Origin of the sequence: Paenibacillus sp. FSL W8-0919 (assembly GCF_038003785.1) — a bacterium.
Lineage (GTDB): Bacteria > Bacillota > Bacilli > Paenibacillales > Paenibacillaceae > Paenibacillus_AQ > Paenibacillus_AQ lactis.
Genome location: NZ_JBBOPV010000001.1, coordinates 3499664 through 3516430 on the forward strand (window position 1 = coordinate 3499664; position 16767 = coordinate 3516430).

The 16767-nt window shown below is 48.3% G+C and carries 22 protein-coding genes and 2 pseudogenes; 16 read left to right on the forward strand and 8 right to left on the reverse strand.

The annotated features are described in order from the left end of the window. Positions 1-210: 210 nt before the first annotated feature. The 6 genes from NST44_RS15835 (at position 211) to NST44_RS15860 (ending at position 4607) form a co-directional block, all read left to right on the forward strand. The gene (locus NST44_RS15835) at positions 211-858 is read left to right on the forward strand and encodes a ribonuclease HII (protein ID WP_083832665.1); all 648 of its coding nucleotides are present in this window, start codon (positions 211-213) and stop codon (positions 856-858) included. A gap of 84 nt (positions 859-942) precedes the next feature. Then, positions 943-2334 (forward strand): hypothetical protein, encoded by a 1392-nt coding sequence (locus NST44_RS15840; RefSeq protein WP_340900060.1) that lies wholly within the window; start codon positions 943-945, stop codon positions 2332-2334. Continuing rightward, positions 2283-2987, forward strand: a complete 705-nt coding sequence (locus NST44_RS15845; RefSeq protein WP_340900061.1) for a hypothetical protein — start codon at positions 2283-2285, stop codon at positions 2985-2987. Before NST44_RS15840 ends, NST44_RS15845 begins: the two co-directional genes overlap by 52 nt. Further along, positions 2984-3286 (forward strand): EscU/YscU/HrcU family type III secretion system export apparatus switch protein, encoded by a 303-nt coding sequence (locus NST44_RS15850; RefSeq protein WP_213617085.1) that lies wholly within the window; start codon positions 2984-2986, stop codon positions 3284-3286. The genes NST44_RS15845 and NST44_RS15850 overlap by 4 nt, the downstream gene beginning before the upstream one ends. Beyond that, a complete protein-coding gene (locus tag NST44_RS15855; RefSeq protein WP_213617083.1) occupies positions 3286-3663 on the forward strand; it encodes a YraN family protein in 378 nt (125 codons plus the stop codon). Before NST44_RS15850 ends, NST44_RS15855 begins: the two co-directional genes overlap by 1 nt. A 395-nt stretch (positions 3664-4058) precedes the next feature. Beyond that, entirely contained in the window at positions 4059-4607 is a 549-nt protein-coding gene (locus NST44_RS15860) for a hypothetical protein (RefSeq protein WP_213617105.1), read from the forward strand. 218 nt (positions 4608-4825) lie between these two features. Here the strand turns inward: NST44_RS15860 and NST44_RS15865 are convergent, their stop codons facing one another. From NST44_RS15865 to NST44_RS15875, 3 genes and pseudogenes are all read right to left on the reverse strand, one after another. Further along, a complete protein-coding gene (locus NST44_RS15865; RefSeq protein WP_213617081.1) occupies positions 4826-5482 on the reverse strand; it encodes a DUF4386 domain-containing protein in 657 nt (218 codons plus the stop codon). A 66-nt stretch (positions 5483-5548) separates the two neighbouring features. Next, positions 5549-6133, reverse strand: a pseudogene (locus NST44_RS31080) (LuxR C-terminal-related transcriptional regulator); the annotation flags it as partial. Positions 6134-6465: 332 nt separating this feature from the next. Beyond that, entirely contained in the window at positions 6466-7692 is a 1227-nt protein-coding gene (locus tag NST44_RS15875; protein WP_340900066.1) for an AAA family ATPase, read from the reverse strand. 717 nt (positions 7693-8409) lie between these two features. Between NST44_RS15875 and NST44_RS15880 the strand changes: the two genes are divergently transcribed. Genes NST44_RS15880 through NST44_RS15890 form a run of 3 tightly spaced genes read left to right on the forward strand, consistent with a single transcriptional unit; the run spans position 8410 to position 9715 of the window. Next, positions 8410-8862, forward strand: a complete 453-nt coding sequence (locus NST44_RS15880) for a hypothetical protein (RefSeq protein ID WP_340900067.1) — start codon at positions 8410-8412, stop codon at positions 8860-8862. Next, positions 8790-9167: a YpjP family protein gene (locus NST44_RS15885; RefSeq protein ID WP_340900068.1), complete on the forward strand. Its 378-nt coding sequence runs from the start codon at positions 8790-8792 to the stop codon at positions 9165-9167. The genes NST44_RS15880 and NST44_RS15885 overlap by 73 nt, the downstream gene beginning before the upstream one ends. Positions 9168-9169: 2 nt before the next feature. After that, complete coding sequence (locus NST44_RS15890; protein WP_007132767.1) at positions 9170-9715, forward strand: hypothetical protein; 546 nt, start codon at positions 9170-9172, stop codon at positions 9713-9715. A gap of 470 nt (positions 9716-10185) precedes the next feature. On the opposite strand, the gene NST44_RS15895 is transcribed toward NST44_RS15890, so the two are convergent. From NST44_RS15895 to NST44_RS15915, 5 genes and pseudogenes are all read right to left on the reverse strand, one after another. Beyond that, positions 10186-10542, reverse strand: a complete 357-nt coding sequence (locus NST44_RS15895; protein ID WP_007132768.1) for a hypothetical protein — start codon at positions 10540-10542, stop codon at positions 10186-10188. A gap of 109 nt (positions 10543-10651) precedes the next feature. Then, a pseudogene (locus NST44_RS15900) lies at positions 10652-11146 on the reverse strand (magnesium chelatase subunit ChlI family protein); the annotation flags it as partial. Then, complete coding sequence (locus NST44_RS15905; RefSeq protein WP_340900069.1) at positions 11047-12795, reverse strand: recombinase family protein; 1749 nt, start codon at positions 12793-12795, stop codon at positions 11047-11049. The gene NST44_RS15905 and the pseudogene NST44_RS15900, both read right to left, overlap by 100 nt. 11 nt (positions 12796-12806) lie before the next feature. Further along, a complete protein-coding gene (locus tag NST44_RS15910; RefSeq protein ID WP_340900071.1) occupies positions 12807-13667 on the reverse strand; it encodes an ImmA/IrrE family metallo-endopeptidase in 861 nt (286 codons plus the stop codon). 73 nt (positions 13668-13740) lie between these two features. After that, complete coding sequence (locus NST44_RS15915; RefSeq protein ID WP_340900073.1) at positions 13741-14112, reverse strand: helix-turn-helix domain-containing protein; 372 nt, start codon at positions 14110-14112, stop codon at positions 13741-13743. Positions 14113-14274: 162 nt separating this feature from the next. On the opposite strand from NST44_RS15915, the gene NST44_RS15920 reads away from it, so the two are divergent. The 7 genes from NST44_RS15920 (at position 14275) to NST44_RS15950 (ending at position 16604) form a co-directional block, all read left to right on the forward strand. Continuing rightward, positions 14275-14502, forward strand: a complete 228-nt coding sequence (locus tag NST44_RS15920; RefSeq protein WP_340900074.1) for a helix-turn-helix transcriptional regulator — start codon at positions 14275-14277, stop codon at positions 14500-14502. Further along, complete coding sequence (locus NST44_RS15925) at positions 14503-14649, forward strand: hypothetical protein (RefSeq protein WP_340900075.1); 147 nt, start codon at positions 14503-14505, stop codon at positions 14647-14649. A 15-nt stretch (positions 14650-14664) separates the two neighbouring features. Then, a complete protein-coding gene (locus NST44_RS15930) occupies positions 14665-14796 on the forward strand; it encodes a hypothetical protein (RefSeq protein WP_340900076.1) in 132 nt (43 codons plus the stop codon). Between the two features lie 339 nt (positions 14797-15135). Then, positions 15136-15651, forward strand: a complete 516-nt coding sequence (locus NST44_RS15935; protein WP_340900077.1) for an XRE family transcriptional regulator — start codon at positions 15136-15138, stop codon at positions 15649-15651. A gap of 10 nt (positions 15652-15661) precedes the next feature. Continuing rightward, a complete protein-coding gene (locus NST44_RS15940) occupies positions 15662-15943 on the forward strand; it encodes a hypothetical protein (RefSeq protein WP_340900079.1) in 282 nt (93 codons plus the stop codon). Then, positions 15940-16188, forward strand: coding sequence for a hypothetical protein (locus NST44_RS15945; protein WP_340900080.1), 249 nt, complete (start codon positions 15940-15942; stop codon positions 16186-16188). Before NST44_RS15940 ends, NST44_RS15945 begins: the two co-directional genes overlap by 4 nt. A 140-nt stretch (positions 16189-16328) precedes the next feature. After that, positions 16329-16604, forward strand: coding sequence for a hypothetical protein (locus tag NST44_RS15950; protein ID WP_340900081.1), 276 nt, complete (start codon positions 16329-16331; stop codon positions 16602-16604). The last annotated feature ends 163 nt before the right edge of the window (positions 16605-16767 follow it).

Below are 16767 nucleotides of genomic sequence, written 5' to 3' on the forward strand. Positions count from 1 at the left end.
CTATCCTTCATTGCCTGAATCATGACACGATCAGAAGATATGTCAAGATGGAAGGATGGTAAAACCAGTCGAACCAAGGTGATCGATCCAATCGGATGGGATGACGCTGGCCTAGGGATATGATACTCTAGTAAAAGGGGAGATCGATCTCGTACGAAACTGCTAGAAAGCGAGAAAATAATCCTCAAGCTAGAGTGAAGCCATCATGCTTTGTATAGGAGTACTAAGGAGCTATCGCAAATGACAGATTTATTGATGTACGAGCGGGAGTATTGGCCCCGTTATTTACATATTGCAGGTGTTGATGAGGTCGGGCGCGGCTGTTTGTTCGGAGATGTTGTCGCTGCTGCCGTTATTTTGCCGGAGGGTCTTGTGATTGAGGGGATCAATGATTCTAAGAAGCTGAGCGCGAAGAAGCGGGATGCCCTCTATGAACAGATCATGGACCAGGCGCTGGCCGTAGGCGTCGGGAGAGTGGATGCCGAGACGATCGATCGTATTAATATTAAGCAGGCCGCCCGGCTCGCGATGAAAATGGCCTTGGATCAGCTTGTTGTCACTCCCGAGTTCCTGCTTGTCGATGCCGAACGGGTCGATTGCGATATCCCGCAGCAGGCGATCATCAAGGGAGATGCGAACAGCCAGTCGATTGCGGCGGCTTCGATCATCGCCAAGGTGACCCGCGATCGGTTATGCGAAGGGGAATGGGAGGCACAGTACCCCGGATACGGGATTGCCGTACATAAAGGTTATGCCACGAAGACGCACCGGGAGCAGCTGCAGCTGCACGGACCTACGCCGATGCACCGAAGAAGCTTTCTGAAAAATATGGAGATCGAGCAATTATCGCTGTTCTAACTTTATCCCGCTAGCAGCCCGCCCTTGTCAAAAGGCGGGCTGCTGCCGATATAAATAGGAAAAGGAACGTTTGGAGGAAGCATCGTGAACATCGGATCGTTGATACGCGGGCTGCTGGGAGAGCAGAAGCCGGGAGACGTCAAGGCGCTGGAGCTGAAACCGGGTCAGGTCGTTCGCGGAGTTGTAATGAATGTATCGGATGACGGGCAGGAAGCCGTCGTACAAATTCAAGGGGTGCAGGTGAAGGCCAAGCTGGAGACTCCGCTGCGTGCCGGCGAAACGGCGCTGCTTCAGGTCCAGCCGCCGGGTGAAGGGGGAACCGCGGTTCTTAAACCGTTATCTCAAATGCCCGGCCAGCCGTTGTCGCCATCGTCAATGTCGGAGGTATTGGAATTCGCCGGACTCCCGGATACGAAAGAGAACCGGGAAATGATCCGCAGCATGCAGCAAGCGGGAGTCCCATTGACCAAGGAGCATATCGCTTCGTTTAAAGAAGCCATGATGGCTAAGCCTCCCCAAGTGCCCGCCGCGGAATGGGCGGAATCGGCGGCGATTGCGTTCCACCGTGGACTGCCGGTTACCGCGGAGAGTGTGAGAGGACTGCATCAGGCGGTGTTCGGCCCGCAGCTGCATCAGCTGCTGCAAAGCCTCGAAGGGCAGCTTGCGCATGCGCTGCAGGGGGGGACCGCAGCCGGAGGGGCGGCCGGAGCAGGAAGCGGCTTCCCGGCGGCTTCACCTGCAGCAATGCCAAGCCATACCCAAGGGCCGGAACCAGCGCCGAGCGCGCAAGCCGGGGCCGCCCAGGGCAGTGCAGCGGCGGGCAGCGGAGTGCCAGCCGGGCAAACGCAGGCTGCCGGCCCGCAGGCTCTGCTGACGAAGCTGCAGAGCCTGCTGCACCAGCTGCGCGGCGAGCTTGCGCAGCTGCCGGCTCACGCGGCGCAGCCCGCGGCCGCGCCGGCCGCAGGCCATGCCGCCGCGCCTGCGGCAACGGCGGCGCCGGGCGAAGGGGCCGCAGGCCCTTCGCCAAAGCCGCCCACCCCTGGCGCGGAGCCATGGGTGGGGCGGCTGTTGAAGCTGCTCGGTGCGGAGCACGAGCAGCAGGCCCTGCGCGGGGCAGGCAGCAGCCCCGCGGGAGAGGCGGCGCGCGCAGCGAGCGCCGCACAGCCCGGCGGGCAGCAGGCGGTAGCGCTGCCCGGAAGCGGCGGCCCGGCCGCAGGCGGGTCCGCCGGGGCGGCCGGCCCTGCCGCCGCCAATGCCGGCGGTGCACCGGCAGGCCCAGCGGGGCAAGCCCCCGCAGGCGCCGTGGCCGGGCAAGCCCCCGGCACCGGGGGCTTGCTGCCGCTGCTCCAGGCGGGCAGGCACCTGCTGCTGCTAGCGCGGCAGCATCGCCCTCGGCAGCCCGGCCGGACAGCGGCGGCGTCGGCTTGGCCCCTGCAAGCCACCCGGCCGCATCGCAAGCCCCGGCGCCAGGCGTGAACGGTCAGGGGCCGGCCTCTAATAGGGTACAGGCATCTCCGCAGCTGCAGCCGCCCGCATCCGGGATCGCTGCAGCCGGAGCGGCCGGCGAATCGCCAGCGGCTCTGCAGGATTCGCTGAAAGGGGTGCTGCTGCAGGTGATCGCTAGTCCGGATGCCCCGCCTGCACTCAAAGAAGCGGCCCAACAAATCGTACAGCATTTGACGGGGCAGCAGCTTCTGCTGAATACGGACAGGACGGCTCCGTTTGCGCAAGTCACGATGTTCATTCCCCTGCACGGGCCGGGAGGCGAGCAGACCGCATCCGTCCATATCCAGTCGCGCAGGGGGCGCAAAGGAGAACTGGATGCAACCAACTGCCGGCTGCTGTTTGATCTGGATATGAAGCATCTGGGTCATACCTTGATCGATGTGCAGGTTGTTGACCGGATCGTCAGCTTGAGCTTCCGGAATAATCAGGAATGGACCGCAGAGCTGTTCCAGGCCATGAGGCAGGAGCTTGCCTCGGGCATCGCTTCGATCGGCTATCAGCTGCTGAGCGTCAAGACCGAGCCGATGCCGGAAGGACCGCAGCAGATCGGCGAACAGGCGGTGCAGGGCACCGCTGCGGATTATATGCCGCAGACCTATAAAGGGGTGGACATGCGGATATGAACGAGCAGCAAAATGGGCTTATCACGGCAAGAAAGAAAGCCGTCGCCCTTAAATATACGCCCGGAGAGAGCGATGCGCCGGTTGTCGTAGCCAAAGGACAGGGCAAGCTGGCAGAATCGATCCTTGAGAAGGCAAAAGAGCATGGCGTGCCGGTACAGGAAGACGCGGCGTTGGTTGAAATTTTGTCGAAGCTGGATTTGGATCAACAGATTCCGCCGGAGCTGTATCAACTGGTGGCAGAAGTGCTGACCTATATATATCGGGCGGATCGACAAGCCGGGGAAGGGGGAATGCCATAATGCCGCAGGCGGGAAAGGACAACCGAAGGCAAAAGGGAGCAGCCGCCGAGGAAGCCGCGGCCATCTGGCTGCAGGAGAAGGGCTATCGGGTGCTGGACCGGAATTGGCGATGCCGATTCGGCGAACTGGATATCGTTGCCGAATGGAAAGGTGCGCTTATCTTTATTGAAGTGCGCAGCCGAAGTGGAGCGCCGGGCTTTGGAATGCCGTCCGAGTCCGTGAATGCCCGTAAAATTGTGCAGGTTCGAAATACCGCGCAGCAGTATGTCCATTCCAAAAGGCTGCATGACTCCCCGGTTCGTTTTGATGTCATTTCGATCCTGCTTCGCGACGATATGACGGTAGATGCGCTGGAGCATATTCCGGATGCGTTTTAAGGGACCGTGGCCGAACGAGATAATGAAAGAGAAGGTGGTGGGTGGGGAAACCCGATCACCTTTTTGGCTTGCTCAAATCTACGTACTGTATCCAACAGCCTTCAACCTCTGGAATGGATCAGCGTTTTCCTGGAGAAGCCTCGGAGAGCATGGAGAGCATAGGAATGATCCGATATGCGGCTCAGCCATTGCCCTTTTTTAGGGTGAAAGCTGCAAATGGAATGGACCTTTTTCATGCTCCCGCTATCGTTAATGTGAATCCAAAGCGACCTTTCACCTGCAATTTGACCTATTGTTTAGATGATTGGTCCTGTTATACTTAAAGCCGTAATCACAAAGTGGGTAAAAATGATAGGTTGTATAATTTGATTCCAAAAATGGGGATTGGAGTAAAAGTGGAAAAGCGACGATTTCTTTTAACCTTTGGCCGGAATTTGGATCACAGTAATATCGACTACTTGGTAAAGAGCCGATTATCCAAGTATAAGGGCGGGATCCAGAAGGATTATTTTAACCCCATTCTTCATAAGGGGGCCGACGTGATTCTCAACTACCAGATCATCGATACGAACTTTGACCGAATCTCATCTAAATATTATTTGGATGACTATCATGTTACGGAAGCGCAGAAGAACGGGTTCCTGCTTACTTTGAAAAAGCTAAAGGGGACCCATGTCTGGTGCGATCCGAGAGTACAAGGCCATGCCTTTTGTGTAGTGGACGAAATCGAGTACAGTTTTTATGTCTATCGATCACTGGAAGGACAAGAATACCGGTTTCCCCAATATTACAGTGATGATGAAAATGCTGATCCTATTGTGCATCGTCAACTGCATAAAATGCCTGAAGAAGAACAATATTTACAGTTCCCTTCCGATTGGAGTCGAGAGGTCAAGGATGAAATAACGATCAGATGGATTAACAGACTGATTAGCATGAAGTAAATAATAAAAGAGTAAGGCCCTGCAAAACCTCCCGGAAGTGCAGGGGGCTTTATTCCAAGCATGACTTCTTTGTCATGTTTACCGAGGTGAATCTTCACCGGCCCGGTCCACGACTCTAGATGAGCGGGATTTCGATCCTTGTTTATTCAAAGCACTCGTCTCTGAGTCAAATTCCTATTCGAGCTCCATGTTCTTTTTCTTCGCAATCCCCTTCATTACTAATGCGCCGCATGAAGACGAAATCCTTTAATCATGATCCAAATGGGAAACATGACTTCGAATATGGCCCCTGGAACGTACAGAACGGGTCCGATGTCTTGACCGATGATCGCCAGACAGCTGCTGGCCAACAAGGCGGCATACCCGATGAAACCGATGACTGACAAAAACCGCGGCACCAGCCTCGATCGATAGAGGACATCACAAAGCAGCAAGCTGCCCAAGCTCAGTACGATCATGGCTATTTGAAAGAGCATAGAATGCGCTTCTAGCAATACATTGCCTATCGTTTCAAAGTAAGGATGCATGGCCGTACCTGCCGAAATGGAATGATGACTCAGTGCAATAAGTATAAGCGGCGCGACTGTACTTATGATCAGCAGCACAGACTCAACGATTCGGGATCCGAAGTATCCGAGCGCAAACGGTTCGTTATGCTTCTTTAAAATGGGGTACAGAAGCATGGCAATCCCCATAACCGCTACGGCGTTGATCAATTCCAACAACGAACCCATGACCACATTTATTCGGTCGGAATACAGATGTGTAAGAAAATCCGGGCGATGCAGCACAGGATCCAAAATTCCGCTCCCGATCATGTAAGCACACGTCGATACTAGAAACAAAGCCCCTGCAACCTTTGCCATTCTTTTCATGTTGATTTCCCCCTGGCTCATTTTATATGCAGTATAGCTCCAAGAGGAGTGGTGCCTGTAGACACTTTAGTGTGGTTCTCGGTGGTTCGGGAGCAGATTCAATTCAGCGGCTCGCGCGATCGCTTCCGTTCGTCTTTGCACCTGGAGTTTTTCAAAAATCCTGCGATTATGCCCTTTGACCGTGTCCAAGGCCAAAAAGAGTTTCTCGCCGATTTCCTTGTTTGAAAGCCCCTTTGCAATGAGCCCAAGCACTTCGAGCTCCCGCTGACTGAGCGGCTCAATGAGGCTGCTCGTCACTGCATTTTTGCGCATTCGTGCTAGCCCGCGCTGCGCTTCACGAAGAGCCGGAAGTGGCAAATCTCCGCCCAATCGCAGAGCCTCTTCGTAATATTCCGCCGCTGTGCGGGTTCGATGTTCAGCTTCCTCGATTTGCCCTAGTCCCGTGATGGCGATTACTGCCATCAGCTGATGCCCCATCATTCGGCTGTTCGATATGACTTCGTTATAGGCGTCACGAGCGTCGGAATAAACTCCGCGCCGCTGGCTGGCGACGCCCAGCATCCAAGCGGCTGCCGTCCGCACGGGAAGATTATCCGGTCGCAGATAAGAGAGTGCACGGCGTGCCTGAACAATTACTTGGTCGATTGGATGGTCGATTTCTTGATGTTCACTTACCCCGGCATCCCTTGCGGGTGCAATCAGCTCGACAAGATCATTCGTCTTATCGTCTGGCCGTGTAATTTGCATCGCCGTTTCGGCTTTCCTTAATTTGTTGACCGCATCGGAAGGGCTGCCGGCCAACACCAATGATGCCAATGTCGCTCGAGTGGCGGCAATCACTCCGATCAGATCCCTGACACGGACGTCTTCTTCAGCACCTGCCAAAGCCGCCTCTGCTGCAGCCAGCTTGTGCTCAACGCCTGTCAGCTTGCCCGTGATCAGCAACGCTGAACCATACATCACCCACAATGCAGGTCTGGCGTTCAATTCGGCAGCAGGCAATGACGCCAGCCAGTCAAGGAAATGCTCGCAGCCCCGCGAAGATGCAGCGGCATTCCATTGCCTTCGAGCAGCAATGCGGCGCGATCCATGTCGTTGGATTCCACGGCGTGGCGGAATGCTTCGATTTCGTAGCCATTGTGTTCGTACCAGGCACTCGCTCGTCTATGCAATTCAGCAATATGGCTATCATCAAGACTTTCCTGCAGCCTTTTGCGGAGTAAATCGGCAAACAAATGATGATAGCGATACCATTGTCGTTCATGATCCAACGGCACGACGAACAGATTCTTAAGCTCAAGCTCCAATAATGTTTCATTACTGGAAACCGACTCCTCGAACATGACATCGTCACATAAAGACCCGCAGAGCCGCTCGAGGATGGATGTCCGCAGCAAAAAGGCTTGAACGGCCATCGGCTGCCGATCCAGGACTTCTTCTACCAGATAATCGAGGACGAAATGATGGCGGCCGTTAAAAGACGGAATGAGCCGAACGGCGTCACGATCTCCCTGGATGGAAAGCGCTGCCAGATGCAGACCGGCTATCCAGCCTTCGGTACGCGATTCCAATGAGGCTATTTGATCCCCGGATAATTCAAGGCTCATGCCATTGTTCAAAAAATCCTCGGATTCGGAGAACGTAAATCTTAAATCGGCTGCACGCAGCTCGTTCAATTGGTCCCGAACCCGAAATCGAGCCAGCGGGATGTTTGGGTCTTCGCGGGTGGTTATGACAAGATGCATTTGTGAGGGAAAATGGTTCAGCATGAAGAGCAAAGCAGCATCGACCGCTTCCGATTTCACTGCGTGATAATCGTCTAGAACAAGGATGAACGGAGATGAAATCGCAGAGATTTCATGAAGAAGAGCGGTCAGGATCCACTCGGTCGGCGGCGGTTGGGGAGTTTGAAGCACAGCAAGTATGCCTTCCCCTATATTCTCCTTAAGTGTCTGTAATGAAGTAATCCAACAGGTCAAAAAGCGTGTAAGTTCGCTGTCCCCTTCTTCGAGCGATATCCATGCAGCCGCCCGCCCGCAGCTGTTGAGCCATTCGCTGACTAACGTCGTTTTGCCATAGCCCGCGGGTGCAGAGATCAAGGTTAACTTGCGGTAACACCCCTTGCTGAGCCTCTCGGTCAATCGCCGCCGGAAAACCGCATGCGGCCGAGGCGTGGGGATATAAAATTTGGTTATATTAGGTGTACTCATAGCTTCATACTACTCCAAACGATTTTTACCATCAATGGGGTAAATCGTTTCGTGCAGAATCCTCAAGAAATAAGACAAGTGATCGGGAAACTGCGGGAGAATATTCGGACAACTCGGTCTCAGGTAGCTGAGGCGGTTGTCGGGGAAAGGTACGGGCACTTTTGTGAAGATGCAGTAGGGCTCGGCAAAGGTACGGACTCCGGTCAATCTCTAAGCAGGAATTAAATGATCAGCGATATGTTGGACGAAGTCATCGAGTCATCCTGAACAAGCTGAAGTCTATATTACCCGGGATGTCACTGGGATCGTGACAGGGTACACTGTTTGGAAAGTATCACGTGGGAGTTTCAAAGTCTGTTGTTTCGTGATATGAGGATGGTTGAGAAGACATAGAATGGTAAGGTTGACGGTAGCCGGCCTGAAGCGCGGATACTCAAGATGTAATAGCGGTTGTGTTTAACATGATAGGGAATAACTTCCTCAGGCAGATCACTGGTAATCGTGATCAACAAGTTGATCTGGAAAAGTGACTGAAATTAGCTAGCTAAACCTATATGTAAATATTGGAAGTGAAACTATTTTAATATACCAAAAATACCATTTAATATTCATTAAAGAACAATATAATAAAATAGAACTTTCATCATTTGTAAATAAATAGAATATATAGTAATTTTCTAGGTGGTGACAAACAATATATATAAGGAGATGGTTTATTTGAGTTTTTGGCGTAGTATCAAGAAAATAGCATCGGTTTTAGTTTTGGTAATGTTGTTAAATACAGCATTCGCTGCAATTACAGTATCTGCCCTCCCAACACATAATGAACTTCAGCAAATCCAAGATGAATTAAACCTAACTGAAAGCGAGATTCAAGAACTTCTATTATTCATCCAAGAGAACTCTACCAGTATAGAGGAAGCAATCGAGGCAGACGATAACTTAAGAGCGAAAATTGATCAATATAATGAATATAGCAGAGAATTTGCCATGATACTTGCATTTGCAGATATAGCAAGTAGCCAGACATCTACAATAAGTCATTTGTCAGACTCCAATATTCAGAGTGAAATTTCGCCAGCTGTTTGGCCCATTGTTTGGGCTGTTGTTTCTGCTATAATAAAAGCAGCAGTAAAGAAGAAGATGGGGAAAAAATCGTTCAGCAAATAGGTAGACAATTTGATGAGGTAGTATGGCCGAAGATAGAACCAGGAATTAAAAGAGAGTACGAAATTAATGGTTATTCTAGAAACGTCGGGCCAGAATCTGCTACAGAAGCCAACGGGATTAGACAAGGTGAACATATAATCTCTTTATACGGCCAAAATGGTAAGGAATACTTGAGGCTAGATGTTTATACTTCCCAATCTAGAAATCATACTCGGTGGCATTATCATACTAAAGATGATTGGAAAGATCATAAGGGAAATGTTGACCTGTATCATAATTCACTTCCAAAATGGGGTTCGGAATAAAAGTGGAAAAGAGAAGATTTTTATTAACATTTGGTCGGAATTTAGACCATAGCAATATCGACTACTTGGTCCAGAGCCGACTGTTTAAGTATAGGGGGAGGATTCAGGAGGATTATTTCAATCCTGTTCTTAAAAGAGGCGCTGAGTTAATTCTGAACTACCAGATTATCGATACGAATTTTAATCGAGTGTCAATGAAGTATTATTTGGAAGATTTTCATTTAACGGAAGCGCAGAAGAATGGGTTTATGCTTTCCTTGCAAAAATTGAAGGGTACGCATGTCTGGTGTGATCCGAAAGTTCAAGGACATGCTTTTTGCGAAGTGAATGGGATTAAGTACAGTTTTCATGTTTATCAGTCACTTCAAGGACAAGAATTTCGCTTCCCGGAATATTACAATGACAGCACGGCTGATGCTACTATTCAGAGTCAACTGCATAAGTTGCCAGAGGAAGAACAATATTTACAGTTTCCTGCAGATATGAATCCAGAGGTACAAGACGAAATTACGATTAAATGGATAAAAAAGCTGATTAATATGCAATGAAAAAATAATTAAAAGAGTTAAGACCCTGCACTTTAACATTCGCAGGGTCTTACTATGTTCTTCAACTAACTAGGGAGATTGAGAATTCTCTCATAATATGACTAATCTTCGTTAATGGTATTGATATTGCTTCACTTTCCATATGTAGTTCAACTCACCCTAGATATTCGGAATATTTTTGGCAGCCCTTTGCGAGGGCGAAGGCCTGTTCAGAGGAGGGGATCTCCTTGCGAAGACCTGCCGGTGCGAGATTAAATCGTGATTAATTCAGGAGATAATCCGACCCATCAGTTTTTGATCGCAGTCCGAACTCGTTCCACGTTTCACAATGGAGGAGTCTGGAAGGCCGATAATGCTATAATAGAATACACTGTCAATAGGATCTCCTTGACTCGACAAGGATCAATTGGCACAAAGAGAGTGAAAAATGCCACACAAAAGGAAATTATCCTTAAGGGGGCATTTTTTCTTTACTTACTCTTTTTATACTTGGTATTATAAGCGATCACATATTGTTCTTCAGACTCTTCTACTGCAATCATATCCATATGGTTCTTATCTTTAATTTTGAATAGTCTAGTTCCTGCTTCATAGGAGTTGGAGCTTATTATATGATCATCATCATGATCCCTTACATCTGTAGAGGATACCTCAATCTCACCTATGTGATCGGCTATTTCATCCTTAGGAATTGTGTCATTGCTTGCAATGTATACCTCTTTTTTTATTTTAATCATGTTATTCGACGGGAAACTTCCAGCGGAAGAAGAGCATCCAACCAGAACTAATAAGAATAGGAATAACATGATTGACCATTTTCTCTTCATAATCCCTCCATAGATAAGCAAGATTCCAAGGCACATTCAGCCATGAGAGTTCTTTATGTATATGAGTTGAAGTATCGCCAACAGCTACTATGCTTTGAACCTATCAGATTTATAGAGGCTCCTCCGTAACGATGTACTGCCGATCCAGCTGGCGGTATTGAATGGCTTCGGCAACATGGCGGCTCTGGATGTCGGCGGAAGCCTCCAGATCCGCAATCGTCCGTGCCAGCTTCAATATCCGGTCATATGCCCGCATGCTGAGCCCCAGGGAATCGAGCGTTACTTGGAGAAGCTCCGCTGAAGCTTTATCGAGTGCAGCGTGGGTTCTTAAATAGCTGCCGAACAATTCGCTGTTCCAGCGGATCGGAAGGCGGCGGTATCGCTCCAGCTGAATGGTCTGGGCGGCATAAACCTGGTCGCGCATCGCCTTCGAGGACAGCGGCGGCGTGCTTCCCGGCCATTCTTTGGGCCTTGGCACGTCAACCTGCAGATCGATCCGGTCCATTAAGGGGCCGGATATCCGCGCGCGGTATTGGGCGATCCTCGCCACGCTGCAGGTGCATTGCTGTGCCGGATGGTCGCTGCCGTAATAGCCGCACGGACAACCGTGTGATTTTTACCTTGGGCAAATGTTAAATCGGCTGGAACTGTTTTGTTAAATGAGTAATTCACAATAACGTTTGCTTTAGGTCTGCCTCCAGTTGGAGAAGGTATGGTTTCAACGATAACAGATTTAACCAACGTTTTGACAATTTCGCGCCGAATCTCGAAAGATGGGTTATCATCAATTTTGCTTCTTAGACTCAGTAGTAATTCCTCCGCCGAGCTGAAATCTCTACTCAGATTATCTTCGGCCCTGATAAGATTGTCAATTTCTCTCAATCTGTTTTCGAGTGATACAGTTTCGGTCATGATTTCCTGGAGTTGTTTCTCTACATCTAATGCAGTTATCATTTTTTGCCTGTAGAGAGAGAGGATATCCTGACGCTCGTTTTGTTTATCATCTATACTTTTCTGGACCATCTCTCTCTCAGATAAATACCCCCCAACCTTCGATTTTTGGATTTCCATCCCCGTGTTCATTTCCTTAATCGCATCACCAGGATTACGTATAAATCGGACACATTCCTCCCAGACCATGTTGTCAATCCATTCAGCCGGAATGTTTTTGGATTGACATTTGCCTTGTAGGGGGCCTCTGTAGACTGTCTTACCACCGCAGATATAATAGGCCGTTGGTTTACGACCAGAGCCTGCATAAGAAGCTCCGTGATAAGTTAAGCCACAGCTTCCACATTTGATAAGACTTCGCAAAAGATTGTCCCGATTCTGATTTCGGAAAGCCTCAATCTGGTTATCGTGTAATGCCTGCTGGGCTTTATTCCACTGATCTTCGGATACAATTGCAGGCACTTCTCGTTTAATGAGTTCCCGATCTTTTTTTGATCGTTTCCCGTAAACATGAATCCCTTTATATGTCGTGCTTACAATCATGTTACGAATTCTGCCTGGTGTCCATACGCCAGCGGTGTTTACCTTACGTTTTCCCTTTTTAATCTTACGTCCATCTTTCACATACGAAGGCGGGATTTTCAAAGAATTAAAGTAATCAGCTACTTGCACCGTTGACCACTTTTCATCACCTACCAGGTGGTACATTAAACGAATTACTGCCGCTTCAGATAAATCTTCCTTACCAGGCAGCGGCTCCTCATTGATCTGCAGGAACTTATCAATTACCTGATATCCATATGGAACAATCCCTCCGAGCCATTGGCCTAAGCGAGCAACTCGGTTTGCTCCATGCCATAAGGTTTCAAGCAGGGTATCTCGATCAAACTCCGCTTGACCGGCTAATAATGTAATAACAAAACGGCCCATTGGTGTACTGGTGTCAAATGGCTCAGTCATCGATTTGATGGTTACACCGTACTCTTCAAGTTGATATATAGCATCCAAAGTGATTCGGGCCTTACGTCCAAGTCGTTTCATGTTATAGATTAAGACGGTTTTGATCTTACCCGCCTTGGCGTCTTCTAATAATCTCTTACCTTCTGGTCTTTCGTCTAAAGGAATTGTCCCGGAGATACCATCATCCTTATACCAATCAGTGATATTCAAACCATGGAGTTCACAATACTTAATTGCAAACTCGATCTGACTTTGAATTGTTTCCCGTTCTTGCTGATCATCACTTGAAACACGGGGATATATCACTACGTCTTTAAATTGGTTTTCAGCAAAATTAATCATGGGGATCCTCCTTATGTGCAATATGCTCCGTGAAATTCCATTACAGTTTTGAGTTCTTTCATCTGGATTACAAAACTCTGTGCAGCGTAACGATATCTGCTTGTGAGCTGACCAAGTTTTAAGCTGAATTTGCCGTCTTTGTAATCTAGGTCATCACTTAACACAGGCTGACAATTAGCAAAAGCCTGTAGTTCACTCTCATCAATGTGGGCAAGGGAATCGTCTATAGAAAACAGAAGCTCATCACATGTATGTAAGGTGTGTTCGTCAATATGTAGTATCAATTGTGATGGGTACTCGAGATTGCCCGCTGGATCGTAATATGCATAGATTTGTGTTTCTGCTGGTACGTCAATAAGCACCTCACCTGCAATAGGTGTCTGAGACAACATCAGGGTGCTTTGGAGCTCTCTTCTTTGAATTTGAAGGAGGCGCTGCTTAGCGAGTTTTGGAGGTACACGAAACGTCTTTGCCAGATAATATATTGCGTCACTTTGGTTTTCAGGAATGTCAAGTTGAGAGATCATGTAGTAAGGCATTGACGCGTACAACATGAAGGCTTTTGCATCAGCCTCCTGGCCATCTCTAAAGAGTTTGTTCATCCTTCGTTGATCGCCAGCATGCCTGAGCACGTGGCAAAGCTCATGGAAGAATACCATCCGTGCGATAGGATAGGGGTCTTTCTTGTTTAAGAAGATAACTCTATCTTCATTATCTGAAAACGGTGGACATTGGTCATATTGGAGATCGACAAGAAATGCGTCACTAATCCGATCTAAATCGAGGTCTTCAGGGTGAATGATATTATTTATTCGATAACGATCAGATATCCACTGTTCCAGTGTGGTTTCGTAGTAGTTGGGAAAAATCATGAAATACACCTCACTTAGGGAATATATGTTCGTTTTTTGGTTAAAAAGAAAAGCCATAGCTGGCCATTCTAAATTATTTGCTTTTCTTTTCTTTTTCGGCTTGTTCTGTTGCTCTACGCTTCATTTCACGATATCTTTCAAGAGCTGCTTCCATTTCCTCAATTTCATCAGGAGTGTACTTTTCGGGGCCGCCGAAAAAGGACATACTAGACTCTGGTTTTTTTCTGATAGAAGTTCTACCAAGCAAGTAATCGGTATCGACATCGAATATATCTGCTAGTTTACTTAAAGTATCCATTGGGGGGAGCTTTGTGCCATTCTCATAAGCGGTATATGTAGTTCGTGCAACTCCCACTAGATCAGCCATATATTCTTGTGTCCACTTAGGATTATTTTGCTTGTAGGATTCTCTTTCAGCTTTAAGCCTCTTCGAAAAAATCTCCATCTACATTTACACCAACTTTTAAAGGATAAGGCTATTATAATGTTCCTAAAAGAAACTTTAAAGTAATGTTCCTAAAAGGCACATTAATGGTTGACATGTTCCTTTCGGTAACGTATTATAGTGACATAAAGTTACTAAAAGGAACAATTGGAGGTGAGTCTGTTGAGATTGTGGTTAAAGATAGCTCGAGAAAAAGCAGCAATGACACATGAACAAGTTGCTGAAAAAGCTATTATTTCTCGAAGTTACTACACTAATATTGAGAGCGGAACAAAAACACCATCGGTGAAGGCGGCAAAATCAATAGCAATGGTGTTAGGAGTACCATGGGAAAATTTTTTTAACGATAAATGTTCCTTTAAAGAACATTCTGGTGAGGAGGTCGGGTAAATGGAACATCAATTATCTGAAGCGAGGGCAGTCAATGAAACAAATGATCCTGAGAAGGTGAACAAGTTGCTTTCAGAAGGTTGGACCTTGCATAGTATGTGGCCGGATCACAATAAGACTCGTTATGTGCTTGTGAAATTCAAGTAAAGGAGGGATGACACGATGAAAACACCTTCAGGCATCACCTATAAACCCGAATATGTACCAGACATGGAAAGGATGGTCGAGGCCCTAAGAATCGTACACGAGGCTCCTGAACCAGAGAAAAAGGAAGAGTTCGAGGAAGGAGCCTAAAATGCGATTTAGATGGATGCGTCAAACATCTCGATCCGCCTGTGTATCAGCAACTGTAACCAGAAGCTTGCTAAAAAACATTGATGTTGAAATCGCATTGGACATGTCGCTTCCGCATTATGCCGTAAATCCTGAAAGCTTATCAAAGCTTGAGCGAAAACGAGTGCTGAAGGAAGCAATGAAAAATTTGAAGAGGATAGAAGAAAGCCGCCAGAGCGGTACCAGCTGTCAGCGGCGGAGGGGATGACGAGAGGGGAAGGTTTTGCTCACAACTTCATATTACATCAGATCCTTGTCCGTCATCTCCCATTAAATCGGACAAAGGAGATTGATAAAGCAATGGCAATTAGACAATTTGGGCCAGCACTTGAGGAAGTGCTGAAACGAAAAGGGGAGACACGGGCTTCAGCCGGTGCTGCAGCTCATGTAGATGCTTCCCTGATCGGGAAGATCGTAAAGGGCACGAGGAAGCCTTCTAAGGAAGTTATGACCTCCACGGCCAAACATTACGATGACGGCCAGCTTTACATTGCGGCAGCCGGGGAGGTCACCGGTGGTGCTTTTGCTCCCTGGCTCAACAATGTGGATTTACATAGGGCGAGCGTCCTGATCAAGAGTGTCGAGGAAATCAAGGAAGTGCTCGCTGTATCTGGACAAGCTCCAATCAGCAAGACAAATGAGCAAATTGACGAATCGGAACGGCAGCAGATTAAACGACTTTTAATGGAGACGATCGAGGCGATCACCGCGCTGACCCATCTGGCGGCAGTGCTCTGTAAGGAGTATTCCTTCAGCTGGTTAGCGACATGGAAAGAGCACCGGTCAATGATGAAGGCCAAAAAATATATGAAATGAGGGATTCGAATTGTTAAGAGATACATTAGCAAAGCAAGCTTTGGAAGCAGGGAGAAACGCCGAGCACAACCTGCAGATCATCGTTCGTAACCCAGAAAAAATGATTCATCCAAACAAATTAGTGGATGGGATTGCCTATCTAAACAGCATGATTCGATTTGCAGAAAGTGAGCTGGAAATGAAAAATGCCCGCCGGGCAGGGCGGACATTAGGTTTGAGAACACATCTTAAGGGTCTCTTGGTGTCTATTTTAATCGGCCAGCGTCAGAAGCGCAAGGGGATTGAACTGTGAAAACCTCACAGTTATCAGCAGAAATGTACGTTTCTTCTACTTTGACCCTTAGGGCTAGCACAGATGCAATTATTAAATTTATTCAGGAAGAGCCGGATAACCTCCAGAGATTAAATGAGCTCCACAAGCTGCGAGAAGAAGCTTATGAGAATTGGATCAATGCAGCGTCCATGTTGAAACGCTTATCAATTCCTGAGTTGGCTGAAGTGTTGGAGCAAATCGAGTCAACACTTTCGTACGAATGACAGAGCTTCGGCCCTGTCTCCCGGCGTCGGACAGTATCATAACCTTCCTCCTGTCTGGCGTCGAGAGATGCGGCTGACGCATCCAAGGCGGTGCCCGCCCCCTGGTCCGCCTTGCAATACATATGAAAGGAGGAAATGCCGTGAATGTGATTCAGAAGATTACGGTTGTCAGTAATCCGACTCGGATCTTTGAGGTCGGAACTGAAGCTAACGGCCGGGAGGTCATCGAAATCAAGCAGGTGGGATATGAATTTGAAACTGGAATACATTCAGAGCTTCACGTTTTGGATGAAGATGGCGGCCTGATCGCCAGCATCGAAAACTGTCCGGTGATCGTGGAATGGCAAACGATCGCTGAACACGACCAAACAGAAAATGACCCGCGGGAACGGGTCATATCTGGTGCCAAAAATTAATTTCGATGCCCCCATATTAGCAGATGGGGGCGAATCACACAAGAGGGAGGATATCCCATGGACGAACATGATCTTTACTTGGATGAGCATGACTGCGAAGAAGAGAATGCTTTCCGCTGGCCATCATTGGAGGAACAACTTGCCGAAGTCGGTATGAGAATCA

Coding starts and splice junctions, on each gene's coding strand:
- NST44_RS15905 (WP_340900069.1), bottom strand. CDS start 12,795: ATGATTAATTTTGCTGAAAACCAATTTAAAGACGTAGTGATATATCCC.
- NST44_RS15930 (WP_340900076.1), top strand. CDS start 14,665: ATGAAAACACCTTCAGGCATCACCTATAAACCCGAATATGTACCAGAC.
- NST44_RS15875 (WP_340900066.1), bottom strand. CDS start 7,692: ATGAGTACACCTAATATAACCAAATTTTATATCCCCACGCCTCGGCCG.
- NST44_RS15915 (WP_340900073.1), bottom strand. CDS start 14,112: ATGGAGATTTTTTCGAAGAGGCTTAAAGCTGAAAGAGAATCCTACAAG.
- NST44_RS15855 (WP_213617083.1), top strand. CDS start 3,286: ATGCCGCAGGCGGGAAAGGACAACCGAAGGCAAAAGGGAGCAGCCGCC.
- NST44_RS15895 (WP_007132768.1), bottom strand. CDS start 10,542: ATGAAGAGAAAATGGTCAATCATGTTATTCCTATTCTTATTAGTTCTG.
- NST44_RS15865 (WP_213617081.1), bottom strand. CDS start 5,482: ATGAAAAGAATGGCAAAGGTTGCAGGGGCTTTGTTTCTAGTATCGACG.
- NST44_RS15850 (WP_213617085.1), top strand. CDS start 2,984: ATGAACGAGCAGCAAAATGGGCTTATCACGGCAAGAAAGAAAGCCGTC.
- NST44_RS15935 (WP_340900077.1), top strand. CDS start 15,136: ATGGCAATTAGACAATTTGGGCCAGCACTTGAGGAAGTGCTGAAACGA.
- NST44_RS15910 (WP_340900071.1), bottom strand. CDS start 13,667: ATGATTTTTCCCAACTACTACGAAACCACACTGGAACAGTGGATATCT.
- NST44_RS15925 (WP_340900075.1), top strand. CDS start 14,503: ATGGAACATCAATTATCTGAAGCGAGGGCAGTCAATGAAACAAATGAT.